The organism is Streptomyces sp. NPDC053079 (assembly GCF_044546695.1).
GTDB lineage: Bacteria > Actinomycetota > Actinomycetes > Streptomycetales > Streptomycetaceae > Streptomyces.
The window spans coordinates 1,054,690-1,068,854 of sequence record NZ_JBITZJ010000001.1 but is presented as its reverse complement, the minus strand read 5'-3'; the positions used below and the strand labels follow the sequence as shown (position 1 = coordinate 1,068,854).

Annotated in this window: 11 protein-coding genes; 7 read left to right on the top strand and 4 right to left on the bottom strand. The window is 72.0% G+C overall.

Features of this window, described 5'->3' with window-relative positions:
* Positions 1-124: 124 nt before the first annotated feature.
* From ACIGXW_RS04230 to ACIGXW_RS04210, 5 genes are all read left to right on the top strand, one after another.
* Positions 125-2,971 carry a hypothetical protein gene (locus ACIGXW_RS04230; protein WP_399569596.1) on the top strand — a complete coding sequence of 949 codons (2,847 nt, stop codon included), beginning with the start codon at positions 125-127 and terminating at the stop codon, positions 2,969-2,971.
* A gap of 250 nt (positions 2,972-3,221) precedes the next feature.
* On the top strand, positions 3,222-4,727 hold the full coding sequence (proP, locus tag ACIGXW_RS04225; protein WP_218182929.1) for a glycine betaine/L-proline transporter ProP: 1,506 nt from the start codon (positions 3,222-3,224) through the stop codon (positions 4,725-4,727).
* An 80-nt stretch (positions 4,728-4,807) separates the two neighbouring features.
* Positions 4,808-5,338, top strand: a complete 531-nt coding sequence (locus ACIGXW_RS04220) for a GNAT family N-acetyltransferase (RefSeq protein WP_399569593.1) — start codon at positions 4,808-4,810, stop codon at positions 5,336-5,338.
* Positions 5,339-5,423: 85 nt separating this feature from the next.
* Entirely contained in the window at positions 5,424-6,836 is a 1,413-nt protein-coding gene (locus ACIGXW_RS04215; protein WP_399569591.1) for a tetratricopeptide repeat protein, read from the top strand.
* Positions 6,837-6,967: 131 nt separating this feature from the next.
* Entirely contained in the window at positions 6,968-8,530 is a 1,563-nt protein-coding gene (locus ACIGXW_RS04210; protein WP_399569590.1) for a phytoene desaturase family protein, read from the top strand.
* 24 nt (positions 8,531-8,554) lie between these two features.
* Here ACIGXW_RS04210 and ACIGXW_RS04205 read toward each other — a convergent pair whose 3' ends face one another.
* Entirely contained in the window at positions 8,555-9,283 is a 729-nt protein-coding gene (locus ACIGXW_RS04205; RefSeq protein WP_399569587.1) for a DUF6766 family protein, read from the bottom strand.
* Between the two features lie 87 nt (positions 9,284-9,370).
* A complete protein-coding gene (locus ACIGXW_RS04200) occupies positions 9,371-9,817 on the bottom strand; it encodes a hypothetical protein (protein ID WP_399569585.1) in 447 nt (148 codons plus the stop codon).
* A gap of 147 nt (positions 9,818-9,964) precedes the next feature.
* Here ACIGXW_RS04200 and ACIGXW_RS04195 point away from each other — a divergent pair, with 147 nt between their 5' ends.
* Entirely contained in the window at positions 9,965-10,672 is a 708-nt protein-coding gene (locus tag ACIGXW_RS04195) for an RraA family protein (protein ID WP_399569582.1), read from the top strand.
* Here the strand turns inward: ACIGXW_RS04195 and ACIGXW_RS04190 are convergent.
* Positions 10,623-11,723 (bottom strand): chitinase, encoded by a 1,101-nt coding sequence (locus ACIGXW_RS04190; protein ID WP_399569579.1) that lies wholly within the window; start codon positions 11,721-11,723, stop codon positions 10,623-10,625. The genes ACIGXW_RS04195 and ACIGXW_RS04190 overlap by 50 nt on opposite strands.
* A 129-nt stretch (positions 11,724-11,852) precedes the next feature.
* On the opposite strand from ACIGXW_RS04190, the gene ACIGXW_RS04185 reads away from it, so the two are divergent.
* Positions 11,853-12,725 carry a hypothetical protein gene (locus ACIGXW_RS04185; protein ID WP_143170475.1) on the top strand — a complete coding sequence of 291 codons (873 nt, stop codon included), beginning with the start codon at positions 11,853-11,855 and terminating at the stop codon, positions 12,723-12,725.
* Between the two features lie 76 nt (positions 12,726-12,801).
* Here the strand turns inward: ACIGXW_RS04185 and ACIGXW_RS04180 are convergent, their stop codons facing one another.
* Entirely contained in the window at positions 12,802-14,097 is a 1,296-nt protein-coding gene (locus tag ACIGXW_RS04180) for a NucA/NucB deoxyribonuclease domain-containing protein (RefSeq protein ID WP_399569576.1), read from the bottom strand.
* Positions 14,098-14,165 lie beyond the last annotated feature (68 nt).

The window sequence follows — 14,165 nt, the reverse complement described above, 5'->3', positions numbered from 1 at the left end:
TTCCGGACGGCCCGGGCAGCCCTCGCCCGGGCCCGCGACATGGGACGGCACCGCTGACGGAAGTGCCCTGCGTCTCTTTCGCAAGAGGGGCGATACGGCCGCACTTGTGGCCCACAATGCCGTCATGGCAGACGAGTTGCGCTCCCACAACGTCATGCGGGGCACGGCGGAGTACGTGCTGCAGATCGGGTACGTCCACGGAGACGTCACGGTGCATCTGCCGCCCGCGGCCGATCCCGTGGAACGCGCCGCGTGGGCCCTGGCGCGCAGCATCCGCACGCAGTGGTCGGCGGAGCTGAACGCCTGGGACCTGGCCTCGGCCGAGCCGCTGGCGGTGCGCTGGCGGGCGGACTGGCCCGAGTTACGGGGCGGCGGCGGGCCCGGCAGGCAGATGGCGAGGATGGCGGACGTCTTCCTCGGCCTGGGGCACCGTCGTCTGGTGGTGCTGGGCGGCCCGGGCGCGGGCAAGTCGACGCTGGCGGTGCTGCTGACCCTGGAGCTGGCGGAACGCTGTCTGACGGCGCGGCACGCTCCGCGCGACGGAGGAGGCGGCGGGGTACGGCCGCCCGTGCCCGTCGTGCTGACGCTGGAGTCGTGGGATCCGTCGCGGGAGCACTTCCGCGGCTGGCTGGCGCGGCGGATAGCCGAGGACCACCCGGGCCTGCCGCGCGTCGACGGCGCCCACCCCGCGGCGCGGCTGGTCCAGGACGGGCTGGTCCTCCCCGTGCTCGACGGGCTCGACGAGCTTCCCGCGCACCGGCGTTCCCTGGTGGTCCGTGAGATCGACCGGGCGCTGGGCGAGAAGGACGCGCTCGTCCTGACGTCCCGCACGCGGGAGTACCGCGCGGGAGAGGAGGCGGGGGCGTCCGTCGCACGGGCCGCGGTGATCGAGGCCCAGCCGGTCGGTCTGGAGGACGCGACCGCCTATCTGCTGCGGTCGGCGGCGCCACAGGTCCGCCGGAGCTGGAAGCTGATGCTTGACGCCGTGGACCAGGATCCCGAGGGGCCCGTCGCGCGTGCCCTGACCAGTCCGCTGATGATCTGGCTGGCCCGCCGGGGCTTCCAGGCACCGCCCGCCGACCCGCTGGAGCTGGTGCGCCGGCCGTTCCCCTCGCGGGAGGCGGTCGAGAGGTACCTGCTCGACCTGATCATTCCGGCGGTGTTCACCCGGCAGCCCCACTCCCCGGACCGGTTGCACGCGCCGAGCCAGTGGAACCCGGGGCGCTCGCGGCACTGGCTCGCCCATCTCGCCCGCCACCTCACCGGCCGCCGCACCACGGAGTTCGCCTGGTGGGACCTGCACCGCACCCCTGTGGTGCGCGTCATGCTGCTGCCCGCGCTGACCCTGGTCTGCCTCGCCCTGTCCCAGGTCGCCGCGGTCGCCCGCGAATGGTTCGTCTCCTCGCGGGAAGGGGATTTCATGGCCGGCTGGGGGCTGGAGCTGGCGCTGACCAACGGCCTGGTCCACGCCATGGCCGTCTGGATCGCGGTGGACATGTGGTTCGGGTTCCGGCTGGGGCAACCGCGCCGACGCGCCAATCCGTTCCGCATCGGCGCCGCCCTGCGCTCGGCGGGCCGGGCCGCTTCCCTCGGGCGGGGCCTGAAGGCGTCGGCGGTGGTCGCTCTGCCCGCCGCGTTGTTCAGCACCATGGTCATGGGGGCGTACGACGCCCGCCCGTACGTGGTGATGGTCGTCTGCAGCGTCGTGCTGGCCCCGCTGGTCATGGTGGCGATCGCCGCCCCCTCGGACACCGAGGACGCGAGCACGCCCGACGAGGTGCTGGGCAGCGAGCGCACGGCCGCCTGGCTCTCCGTGGGCACCGTGGCCGTGCTGATCGGCGTCGGGCAGGGGGCATTCGGCTGGTACGTCTACGAAACGGTCGGCACCACCCTGGCGCGGGGCGTCACCGCCTGGTTCGGGGCCGCGGCGATGCTCCTTCTGATGAGCCTGTGGAGCCGCTGGCTGCTGGCCAAGGGATGTCTGGCGATCGCGGGGCGGGTGCCCTGGTCGCTGATGGAGTTCCTGCGCGACGCGCACCACGGCGGCCTGCTGCAGCGCAGCGGCGGCGTCTACCGGTTCCGCCATCTGCGGCTCCAGGAACACCTGTCCGGCATCGAGCGGGGCGACGCCCCCGCGGCCCTGCCGTACCCGCACGACGCCCTGCCGCATCCGCGGGGTGCCCGGCCCTCTCCGTACCTGCGGCCTCCCGAGTCCGCCGCGGCGTCCGCGCCCCTCCCCCGGTTCCGTGACGCGCTGGCCGAACTCGAGAGGGCCCCACTGGGGTCGCTCAAGGGCTGGACCGTCCACGCCGACGCGCACGGGTTCAGCGCCGAGGGCAGGAGCCGCCGGCTCTCCCTCGCCCACTGGCCGGTGATGCTCTTCCTCGCGGTCATGGTCTTCATCCGTTCGGGCGTGCAGGGCAACTGGCTGGTGGCCGCCGGAGCGCCCCTCGCCATGTGCGGCTTCGGGGTGCTGATCATGCTGGTCCATTGGCTCCTGCCGCCCCAGACACAGGCGCTGCGCCTGACCCCGGCGCACATCGAGTTCAGGATGGGGCGCCGCCGCGGCCGGCTGGCCTGGTCGGACGTGCAGTTCGTCGCCGTACGCAAACTCATCCACCGCAAGCGGGACACCAAAGTCTACGCCCTGCACGTGCTGCCCCGGCCCGGCGCGCCCGCGCCCGCGCGGTACTTCCGCGGCGGCGACGGGTGGTTCTTCGTCCTCCCGCTGTCCACGAACGCCACCGTCCCGGTGGACCTCGCGGCCGGCCTGCGGGACTTCGCCGGCGCCCGTTGGCAGGAGCCACCGGACTTCCGCGTGCCGCAGGGCGGCCAGGGCGCCGTCCACATCCGCAACGAGGTCTCGGGGCAGGCGCGTACAGAGGGAGTGATCCAGGCGGGGCACGTGCACGGCGACGTCACGTTCGGGCAGGAGGGCGACAACCGTGGGCACATGACCCAGGGGGATTGACCGGCGCCCGGCCGGGCACGCGCGTGGCTGATCAACATGTCAGGAATAAACTACGGCAAACCGCCCATAAGTGAGGAATACCCATCGCCGCCTGACACCGCCACCCGCACCGTCCGACCCGCCGCACGACCCCTGGCAGGAGAGCATGAGCGCCGACCGCAAGCGAAAGCCGAAGACGCCGAAGGTGCCGAGGACGTCCGCGACCGGGCCCACGGCGCCGCAGCGCGGCGGCACCTCGGCCACGGACCGGATGCACCGGACCCTGCTGCGGCGCCGCAAGACCCCGCTGACCATCGACGACGTCACGGTCACGGACCGCCCCGAGGTGCACCGCGCGGTGTCCGCCGCCGCGCTGGGGAACATGATGGAGTGGTTCGACTTCGGCGTGTACGCCTATATGGCGGCCACCCTGGGCAAGGTCTTCTTCCCCTCCAGCTCCCCCGGCGCACAGGTGATCTCCGCCTTCGCCACCTTCGCCGCCGCCTTCCTCGTACGCCCCCTCGGCGGCCTGGTCTTCGGCCCGCTCGGCGACCGGATCGGGCGGCAGAAGGTCCTCGCCGCCACCATGATCATGATGGCCGTCAGCACCTTCGCCGTCGGCTTCCTGCCCAGCTACGCGACCGCCGGCTTCGGCGCGCCCGTACTGCTCCTCCTCTGCCGGCTGGTGCAGGGCTTCTCCACCGGCGGCGAGTACGCCGGGGCCACCACGTACATCGCCGAGTACGCACCCGACAAGCGCCGCGGCTTCCTCGGCAGTTGGCTCGACTTCGGCACCTTCGTCGGCTACGCGCTCGGTTCGGGTCTGGTCACGGTGCTCACCGCGGCCCTGGGCACCGACGGCATGACGGACTGGGGATGGCGCCTGCCGTTCCTCGTGGCCGGTCCGCTGGGCCTGATCGGCCTCTACATGCGCATGCGTCTGGAGGAGACCCCGGCCTTCCGCGCGGAGGCGGAGGCCGCCGCCGAGGCCGACGCCCGGTTGGCGAGCGCCGAGGAGGCCCGTCAGTCCGGGCACGGGCGGCTGAAGGAGATCTTCACCAAGCACTGGCACGCGGTACTCATCTGCATGGGTCTGGTAGTGGTCTACAACGTCACCAGCTATCTCGTGACGTCCTATCTGCCGACGTACATGACCGAAACCCTCGGCGAGGACCCCACCACGGCACAGTTGCTGATCCTCGGCACCATGATCCTCGTGGCCCTGACCATCACCACCGTGGGCCGCACCTCCGACCTCTGGGGGCGCCGGCCCGTCTTCATGGCGGGCAGCGCCGCCCTGGTGGCCCTCGCCGCCCCGGCGATGCTGCTGATCCGGGCCGGCGGCGCCCTGCTGCCGGCCTTCGGCTGCCTCATCCTCGGCCTGCTGCTGGTGTGCTTCGCCGGCACCGCCGCCGCGACCCTCCCGGCCCTCTTCCCGACCCGCCTGCGGTACGGGGCGCTGTCCGTCTCGTACAACATCTCCGTCTCGCTCTTCGGCGGCACGACCCCTCTGGTCGTCTCGGGGCTGCTCGAGGCGACGCACGACGAGATGATCCCCGCGTACTACCTGATGGCCGCCGGCGTGATCGGGGTCGTCTCCGCCTTCTTCCTCCACGAGACGGCGGGCAAGCCCCTGCGCGGCTCGGGCCCGATGGTGGAGACCCCGGAGCAGGCCCGGCGCCTGGTCGCGCACAGCCGGACGGAAGCGGGCCGCCGTGCGCGGGACATCTGGACGCACCTGCGGCACCCGGGGCGCCGGCACCACGACGAGCCGTAGGCCCACGGAGGCGGGGGAGGGAACACGCGCCGCCGGGGCACCGATTTCTGTTGTGGCCCGGCGTGGCGCAGGATGGGGCCATGACCGAGATCCACACCCCCCGCCTCCTCCTGCGCCGCTGGCACGACGACGACCTCGTCCCCCTGGCGGACATCAACGCGGACCCGCAGGTCATGCGGTGGATCGGCGACGGCTCGACCCTCGACCTGGAGCAGACGGCCGAGGCCATCGAGCGGTGGGAGGAGGAGTGGGACGAGGAGGGCTTCGGCATCTTCGCCGTCGAGCTCCTCGCCTCGGGCGAACTGGCCGGTCTCGTGGGGCTGACCGTCCCCGAGTACCTGCCGGAGGTGCTGCCCGCCGTGGAGATCCGCTGGCGCCTCGGCCAGTCGTTCTGGGGCCAGGGCTACGCCTCCGAAGCGGCCCAGGCCACGCTGGAGTTCGCACTCCAGGACCGCGGCCTCGACCGCGTCATCGCCGTTCCCCGGCTGGGCGACGACGCCTCCGAGAACGTGATCCGCAAGCTCGGCATGGAGCCCGAGCGCGAGACGACCCACCCCGAGTACGGCTTCGCGCTGCAGATCCACGCCATCGACCTGACCGAGTACGTCTGAGCCGGTCCGCCCCACCCCGCGCATCCGCACACCCACCACCGGGCAGGGATGTACTGCCGCAGGCGGCGGAACGAGAGGAACCGGGGTGGAGAAGGATCGGCACGCGCAGGCGATGACGGGCACCGGCGGCGAGGCGGTGCGGCACTACGAGAACGCGCTGGAGTGCCTGCTGCACTTCCGCGAAGAGGTGAACGCGGAAGCGGAGGCGGCCCTCGCCGCCTCCCCCCGCTCCGTCATGGGGAACGTCTTCACGGCGTATCTCGGCCTGCTGGGCACGGAGGAGAAGGACGCGGCCGGGGCCCGGAGCCGGTTCGGGGAATTCCGCCGGGGCGTGCACCTGTCGGAGGTCACGCCCCGGGAGCGGATGCACATCGAGGCCGCCTCCGCCTGGCTGCACGGCGACATCCACGGCGCCGGCCGTCTGCTCGGGGAGATCAGCGTGTCGTATCCGCGCGACGCGCTCGCCCTGGCGGTGGGGCACCAGATCGACTTCTTCACCGGCAACGCCGTGCTGCTGCGCGACCGCATCGGCGGGGCGCTGTCCGCCTGGGACGCGGACGATCCGCACTACGGCTTCCTGCTCGGCATGTACGCGTTCGGCCTGGAGGAAGCGGGCCACTACCACCAGTCGGAACAGGTGGCCCTGGAGGCGGTGGAACGCCGGCCCCGCGACGTGTGGGGCATTCACGCGGTCGTGCACGCCTACGAGATGCAGGGGCGGTTCGCCGACGGCATCCGCTACCTGGACGACCGCGTGGGCGACTGGGCGGACGGCAACTACCTCAACGTCCACAACTGGTGGCACTACGCCCTCTACGCCCTGGAAGCGGGACGCACCGACCGGGTGCTCGACGTCTACGACGCCAGCCTGCACCACGAGGGCTCGGCCGGCGTCGCGATGGAACTGCTGGACGCGGCCTCGCTGCTGTGGCGGCTGTACCTGGCCGGCGCCGACACCGGCGACCGCTGGCCCGCCCTGGCCGACGCCTGGGCGGACCGGAAGGACGGTCCCTACTACGCCTTCAACGACGTCCACGCCGTCATGGCCTACGTCGGAGCGGACCGCGTCTCCGACGCCGACGCTCTCGTTCGCGACCGCGAGGCCTGGGTCCGCGACGCGGATCCGCGGGTGTCCAACGTCTCGATGACCTCCGACGTCGGGCTGCCGGTGTGCCGGGCGCTCGTCGCGTACGGGCGGCGACGGTACGACGAGGCGGTGGACCTGCTGCTCCCGCTCCGCCACCGTCTGCATGCGTTCGGCGGCAGCCACGCCCAACGGGACGCCGTACAGAAGACCTTGGTGGAGGCGACGCTCCACGCAGGACGCCGGGACCTGGCACGCACGCTGCTGAGCGAGCGGATCAACCAGCGCCCGCTGTGCCCGTACAACTGGGGCGCCCAGGCCCGGCTCGCGGATCAGCTCGGCGACCCGGCCCGGGCGGCCGCAGGCCGCCGCCGCGCCGCCGAGCAGAGGGCGGCGGCGCCGGCTCCCCGGTGAATCGCACGGCGGTGCGTCCGGCCTGACCGTCCTCGCGTAGACGGGCCTCCCGTCCCGCCTGCGTCTTTTGTGGGCTACACCGCGCGGCCGTCCCGCTGCCAGAATCCCTTATGGAGCGATATGACGCGATTATGATCGGCAGCGGTCACAACGCCCTCGTGGCGGCCGCGTACCTGGCCCGTGCGGGCTGGGGAGTGCTGGTCCTGGAGGGCAACGACCGACCCGGCGGGCTCGTCCGCACCGAGGAGCTCACGGTGCCCGGCTTCCTGCACGACACCTACTCCTCGGCGCACCCGCTGTTCACCTCGGGCCCCGCCTACGCCGAGCTGGGGCCCGAGCTCGCCGCGCACGGCCTGACATACCGCAACTCCCGCTACGCCATCGGCGCCTCGATGCCGGGCGGGCGAACGGCGGTGTTCTCCACGAACGCCGAGGAGAACGTGGCCGAGGCGGACCGCCTCGCACCGGGCGACGGCGCCGCGCTCACCGCGTTGCTGGAGGAGTTCGCGCCCCACGCGGGCCCGGTGTTCGGGCTGTTCGCGGCGGAGCTCAGCAGCCCGGAGTCGGCGCGGATCATCCATGGGCTGATGCACGAGGACGGGCACTACTCGACCTTCGCCCAGTCGTTCTTCCGCGACGCCCGCGATCTGCTCGAACACCGCTTCGCCTCGCCCGTGCTGCACGGGCTGCTGGCTCCGTGGGCGCTGCACCTCGGCCGCGGGCCCGACGAGGCGAACAGCGCCTTCTGGACCGTACTCGTGCTGCTCGCCGCGACCGGGGCCGGCATGCCCACGCCGGAAGGCGGCAGCGAGCGCCTCGCCCGGGCGCTGGCCGCCCTGGTCGAGCAGCATGGCGGGCGGGTACGGACCGGGCGCTGGGTGGAACGGGTCCTGGTCCGCGAAGGGCGTGCCGTGGGAGTGTGCACAGCCGACGGCGAAGTCTTCCAGGCCACGCGCGCGGTCGTCGCCTCCGTCAACCCCGACCAGCTCTATCTGAAACTGCTCGCGCACGAGGAGGGCGTCGTACCGCCCCTGATCCGGCAGCAGGCCCGCGGTTACCGCTACGGGCGCGGCTGCGTACAGATCCATCTGGCGCTCTCGGAGCCGCCGCGGTTCGACGACGAACGGCTGACCGTCACCGGGCAGTCGCACCTCACCGGCGGGCTCGACGCGCTGTCGCGTTCGGTCAACGAAGCCACCCGCGGGCTGATTCCCGCCGAACCGACCATCTCCTTCGACACGCCGTCCGCCGCCGACCCGACGCGGTGCCCGGCGGGCGCGGCCGTGGCCAGGCTGCAGATCCTCGACGTCCCGCTGCGGCTCCGGGGAGACGCCGCCGGAGAGATCGACACCGGTGGCGGCTGGACCGAGGGGGTCAAGAACGCCTTCGCGGACAGGGTGATCGAGCTGGCCGGCCGGCACGCCCCGAACCTGCCCGGAGCGATCATCGGACGGCATGTGATCGGCCCGGACGACCTGGCCCGTTTCAACCCGAACTGCGGCCCGGGCGACCCGTACGGCGGCAGCCACGAGCTCGCCCAGAGCTACCTGTTCCGGCCGCTGCCGGGCCAGCCCTCGCACCGGAGCGTCGTGGCGAACCTGTACATGGTGGGTGCGGCGACGTGGCCGGGGCACGGCGTCAACGGAGGCTCCGGCTACATCGTCGCCAAGGACGCCCTCGGCCCGTCCCGCTGACGGTGGCGGGCCCTGCGGGACAGGTCAGCCTTCGACACCGGTGGCGGTGTGGGCCGCGCCGACGGGCTTGGATTCGGGTGAGCCCCGTTGGCGGAGGTAGATGGACAGGACGGCCATGGAGGCCACCGCCAGCAGTTCGGACTGCCAGTTCTGCAGGGTGCGGCTCCAGAATTCGGCGCGCAGCAGGTACTCGCCCCAGCTGACGGGTGCCTGCAGCTGGCGCAGTCGCTGTTCGTTGTAGGAGGCCGTGCCGGTGACGGATTGCGCGTACCAGGACAGCAGGAAGATGCCGCCCATGACGATGCCGAGGGAGCGGGAGTACACGGCCTGGCGCCAGCCCCGGGCGCCCGCCCAGCGGGGGGAGTCGGCCTTGGCGTGCTCTCCGGTCAACTGGTCGCGGTCGGATTCGGGGCCGGCCTTGCCGGTGTTCTTCGATTCGGGCGATCCGCGTTGGACGAGCCAGACGGTGACGAAGATGTAGAGGAAGAACTGCAGGTATTCCGACTGCCAGTTCTCGGTGACGTCGACGGCGAAGTCCGAGGACGTCAGATAGTCGGGAAAGCTGACCGGCGCCAGACCGTCTGTGATCAGCTGGCTGTTGAACTCGGCCCGGCCGGCCACCGCCTGGCCGGCGATCGCCAGCAGGAATCCCATGCCGAAGGCGAGGCTGAGCCCGTTGTCGCGGAGGAAGCGCCCGATACGGCCCCCGGCCTTCGCCTGCGCGCCCTCGTGTGATCCCGCGGCCCGGCTCATCGGTGCATCAGCCCCAGTGCGGTGAAGTACGCCAGGCCCACGAGGATCACCAAGAGGCACGAGCCGAACATCGTTTTCATGGCGACCTCACCTGCCTTTGACCGCGCACTGGTAGGGCTGCTCCGGACGCGGCTCGCAGCCGGCGGCGGTCACCATCCACCCGGCGGGGAAGCGGGCCAGGAACAGGGTGTCGTGTTCGAGGACCGCGCGCGCCTGGTCGCCGTAGAGGTCCACGTGCCGCACCGCGCCGGCCGCGGGCAGTTCCTGCCGGTCCAGTGCCTGCTCGCACGGGCGCCCGGCCGACTCCTCCACCTCCTCCCGGGTGCCGGGGGCGAGAGCGGCGCACAACGGTCCCTGCTGACCGGCTTCCAGGGCGCGCTCGAAGCGATCGGCCGCGGCAAGGGCGTCGTCGCGCCGTTCGGCCAGCGTGCCGCAGGCGGCCGTGCCGGCGAGCAGCGTCACCGCGAGCCCGGCACGCAACCAGCGCACACCGAAGGCGACGGCACCCGGCGCCTTGGTCCCCGGCCTGTTCACGGCATCATCACGCACGTAACACTAAAAGGCCTTGACTCACATTCAGGACATTTCTCCCCACGACACCCCCACTGTCCCCCGCGAAGCGCCTGCGGGCCCTACCGTGTGCCCCCAAGAGCCACACCTCGCAGCGGGAGAGGACACGGCATGGACCACCAATGGCTTCGCCGCCGATTCGCGTCTCTGACGACCGCCCATGTGGCGGACGCGTGCATCCGGGCCCACGTCCCGGTGCGCTGCGCACCCGCGCCCATGAGCGCCGTGACGCCGGGCAGCCGGCTGGCCGGACGGGTGCTCCCCGCGCGTCACGTCGGCAGCGTCGACGTCTTCCTCGAGGCGTTCGAGGGGGCGACCCACGGCGATGTGCTCGTGGTCGACAACGGCGGACGGCTCGACGAAGCCTGCGTCGGCGACCTCGTGGCGCTGGAGGCCCAAGCCGCCGGGCTGGAAGGCATCGTGATCTGGGGCCTGCACCGCGACACGGCCGACATCCGGGCGGCCGGACTGCCCGTCTTCAGCCTGGGGACGCTCCCGACCGGCCCGCAACGCCTGGCCGACCGACCTCTCGACGCCCTGGAATCGGCGGCTGTCGGAGAGTGGACGGTGAGCCGCGAGGACCTGGCCCTGGGCGACGACGACGGCGTGCTCTTCGTGCCGGCGGAACGCGCCGAGGAGATCTTCACAACGGCGGAGACGATCCGCGGCACCGAGCACCGCCAAGCCGAACGCATCCGCGCGGGCGCCACCCTGCGCCACCAGGTACGGTTCGACACCTACCTCACCCGCCGCGAACAGACGCCGGCCTTCACCTTCCGCGATCACCTACGGGACGGGGGCGCGGCCATCGAGGAATGACCCTCTGCTGCAGGGACTTCACGGTGTCCCCGAAGGTCCACCCTTTCGACCCGTCCCAGTTCAGCGACCAGGTCATCAGCCCCTTGAGGGCGCCGCCGTACGTGTTCCACGCCTGTGCCACCAGCCCCGGTGACATATAGCCGCCCCCGGCGCCCGGTTGCGCCGGCAGCCCCGGCACCTGTTTGTCGTAGGGGACCCTGATGGTCGTGCCCTGGACGACCAGCCCCTTGTTCAGGCAGTCCGTCTGCGCGGTGAACCCCTTGACCGTGCCGGCGGAGTACGAGTCGCCGGAGCAGCCGTACATGCTGCCGTTGTAGTACTGCATGTTCAGCCACCACAGGCGGCCGTTGTCCGCGTACTTCTTCACGATCGGCAGGTAGGCGCCCCAGATGGAGCCGTACGTCACGCTGCCGCCGGTGACGTAGGCCGTCTCCGGTGCCATCGTCAGGCCGAAGCCCGGGGGCATCCGGTCGAGCACCCCGTCGATGATGCGCACGAGGTTGGCCTGCGAGGTCGACAGCTTGGTGATGTCACCGCTGCCGGTGAGGCCGGTCTCGATGTCGATGTCGATGCCGTCGAAGTTGTACGTCTTGAGGATCGGCACCACCGTCTCGACGAACCGGTCGGCGACCCCGGCGGAGCTCAGGTCGATGCCGGCCGTGGCGCCGCCTATGGACATCAGGATCGTGGCGCCCGCCGCCTTGGCCCGGCACATCTCGGCCGGGGTGGCGACCTTCACGGTCGCGTCCATCCCGTCCTCCCACAGCACGGTGCCGTCCGGACGGATGACCGGGAAGGCCGCGTTGAGCACGTTGTAGCCGTGGTCGCGGATGCGGGGGTCGGTGACCGGGGTCCAGCCGAACGGCGGGTGCACGCCGTTCGCCGAGCCGTCCCAGTTCTCCCAGTACCCCTGGAGCACCTTGCCCGAGGGCTTCGGCTTGACCGCGCACGTCTCGTCGCGCGGGGCGCCGGACGCCGTGGCGGCCGGCAGGTGTACGGCGAAGGCCAAGGCCAGTCCCACGCCCAGCAGACGCGCCGTCCGACCGCTCATGCCCGGGTTCCCTTCGGTGGGTTCGAGCGCACCGTAAAGTCGCGCCGACGGGCCGTCAATAGGTCTGGACCAACCATGTCTCGCAGGGAACAGCCGTGGGCGGCGTGCCCGGGACGTAGCCTCCTGTGCATGGATTCATCGATGCTCGGCACGATGGAATGCGGTGTGCCAGGCGCGGCAGGGTGCTTCTGGGTCGTCGACGCGTCGACGACCGGCCCGGCGGCCGACGACCCCGGCCTCGGCAACAGTGCGCGGCCCTTCTACCGTGCGGTGCTCTGGCCCGGCACGCCGTCGGTGCGGGCCGCCGTCGAGGCCTGGTCCGGGCCGCCCCCGGGCGGCGGACTTCCGTACGGGGATCCCTTCCACTGTCCGTCGGGAGCGGTGGCCCTGGAGGTGGGCGGGCACCGCATGGGCGAGGTGCTGCCGCTCGACGGGCCGGGCGTGTACTGGTGCCTGACGTCGAACGGCATGCAGCTCTCGGGGGGCGACCCCATGACGTACCACCCGCGCCAGGAGGACCCCTACGCGGTGCGGCTGTGGCGTGTGCCGGGCCAGCTCGCGGCGGAGCTCCCACTGTTCACCCGGCCGCGTCCACGACGGGTCGCCCGGGGGGCGTTCACGGTCTCGCACGGGGAGTTCTGGCTCTCGGCGCGTTCCGCCGGGCTCCCCGACCGGCCGCCGGTTCCGGACGGGGACGCGCCGGCCGGGGCGGACGGAGTGGTCGCGATTCCCACGATGGCGCAGGACACGCGCGTCGCGGCGGTGGTGTCCTGGTGGGACGGTGAACCCCCGGCTGCTGACGGAATCACCCTGGGTTCCTGCCAGGTCCGGACCGACGGCAGTCCCTTGCGGTGCTGGTCGGTGGACGGGCCCGGCGACCTCGCGCTCGCGGTGCCGGGGCCCGGTCGCCTGGGGGTGCGCGCCTGGCGGCGGGTCGAGCCGGGGGAGGATTTCCGCTACGAGCGCTACGACGTGCGGGTGTGGGCCTGCTCCGGCCCTTAGGGGTGATGCCTTGGCCGGGCCGGAGCAGGAAGGAGCAGCGGGTGCGTGCCCCTCAGTCGGTCAGCGGCTCAGCGGCTCAGGACGAGATGGCGACGTAGAACTTGTCGCGGTGCAGGATGCGGTCCGCCGCGTACCAGGCGGCCAGTGAGCCGCCGGCCGAGCGGTTCTGTCCGCTGTCGAGGTACCTCACCGAGAAGTTGTTGTCGCCGACCCCTGCGCCCTCCCACGTCGAGCCGAAGGGGTACTCGTCGCAGTCGAGGCCGTCCGAGGGCGTGGGCCGGATCGGGGCGCAGGCGTTGTTCTTCGCCGTCTCGTTCTTCTGCCGCTGGGAGGCCGCAGCGGCGTCCCACTTCTCGTAGAGGCGGCTGAGCGTCTTGCCGCTGGCGATCGAGCCGGGGATGACCTTGCCCGGCTTCGTCGGCCAGGTGGAGGCCGGCTTGGTCTGGGCGTCGTAGATGTGGTCGGCCACGACCTTGTGGCTGGTGGACGAGCGGCTGTAGCTCATCACCGGTGAGACGCGGTCGAATATCGCGCCGTTGAAGTGGTTGAGGTAGCTGGCGGAGTCGGCGCGCATGCCGGAGGAGATGATCTGCGCGGCGCCACCGGTGTTGCGTATGTAGGAGGCGATGGCGCAGCGGGAGACGAAGTCGCGTCCGTAGCCGTCGGCGCGCTGGCTGGAGATGTCGTGCGTGGCGGTGGCGCCGGATTGCCAGGCCGACAGCAGGGCCGGGTTGGAGGGGTTGGCGTGGACGTCGCAGGCCTTGTTGGAGCCGTCCGGGCCGCTGTAGCCGCCCGCCGCCCAGTCGACGCGCAGCAGTCCGTCGGTGGTCGTACCGGTGCGGACGACGCGGTCCAGGGCGGTGGTGAAGAAGGCGCCCCGGTCGTTGGCGTAGATGTTGCCGGCGGTGAGCTGTCGCCAGGAGACGTGGCCGATGACCTTGCCTCCCTGGACGACGTCGTAGCCGCTGGTGGAGACATGACAAAACTCGAAGTGGTTGATGATGCGCGTGCCTCCTGAAGGAAGCAGGGCGGCGCACTGGGCGGGCGAGACGGCCGCGGGGCCGAGGCCGCGCTGCTTGGGGCCGGCGGGCGCCCGGTCGGCGTCGACGGTGTAGGTGGCGCCGGTGCGCCGGGCGATGGCGTCGCCGTGTTCGCTCTGGACCGGCGGGGCGGCCGGGGCGGGCGAGGTCCGTAAGGACTGCGGCAGGGCGGTGCCTATCGGGGTCAAGGGGTGATCGGCGTCGACGGTGCGGGGCGCGGTGACGACGATGGCGCGATCCGGCGGTGTGACGGATGCGGCCGTGGCGGCCGTCGTCGTACTCACGCCGATGAGGAGGGCAGCTGCGGTGACCGTGAAACGGGCGCGCGACACGTGAACTCCCTTGCCTGCAGAGGGCATTGGTGCCCCACACAAGCACAAGCCACGGGGGAGGTCCCGTG

Bases quoted from the DNA above. Each gene is read 5' to 3' on its own strand.
- ACIGXW_RS04230 (WP_399569596.1), top strand. From the start codon at position 125: ATGGCAGACGAGTTGCGCTCCCACAACGTCATGCGGGGCACGGCGGAG.
- proP (WP_218182929.1), top strand. From the start codon at position 3,222: ATGCACCGGACCCTGCTGCGGCGCCGCAAGACCCCGCTGACCATCGAC.
- ACIGXW_RS04220 (WP_399569593.1), top strand. From the start codon at position 4,808: ATGACCGAGATCCACACCCCCCGCCTCCTCCTGCGCCGCTGGCACGAC.
- ACIGXW_RS04210 (WP_399569590.1), top strand. From the start codon at position 6,968: ATGATCGGCAGCGGTCACAACGCCCTCGTGGCGGCCGCGTACCTGGCC.
- ACIGXW_RS04205 (WP_399569587.1), bottom strand. From the start codon at position 9,283: ATGAGCCGGGCCGCGGGATCACACGAGGGCGCGCAGGCGAAGGCCGGG.
- ACIGXW_RS04195 (WP_399569582.1), top strand. From the start codon at position 9,965: ATGGACCACCAATGGCTTCGCCGCCGATTCGCGTCTCTGACGACCGCC.
- ACIGXW_RS04190 (WP_399569579.1), bottom strand. From the start codon at position 11,723: ATGAGCGGTCGGACGGCGCGTCTGCTGGGCGTGGGACTGGCCTTGGCC.
- ACIGXW_RS04185 (WP_143170475.1), top strand. From the start codon at position 11,853: ATGGATTCATCGATGCTCGGCACGATGGAATGCGGTGTGCCAGGCGCG.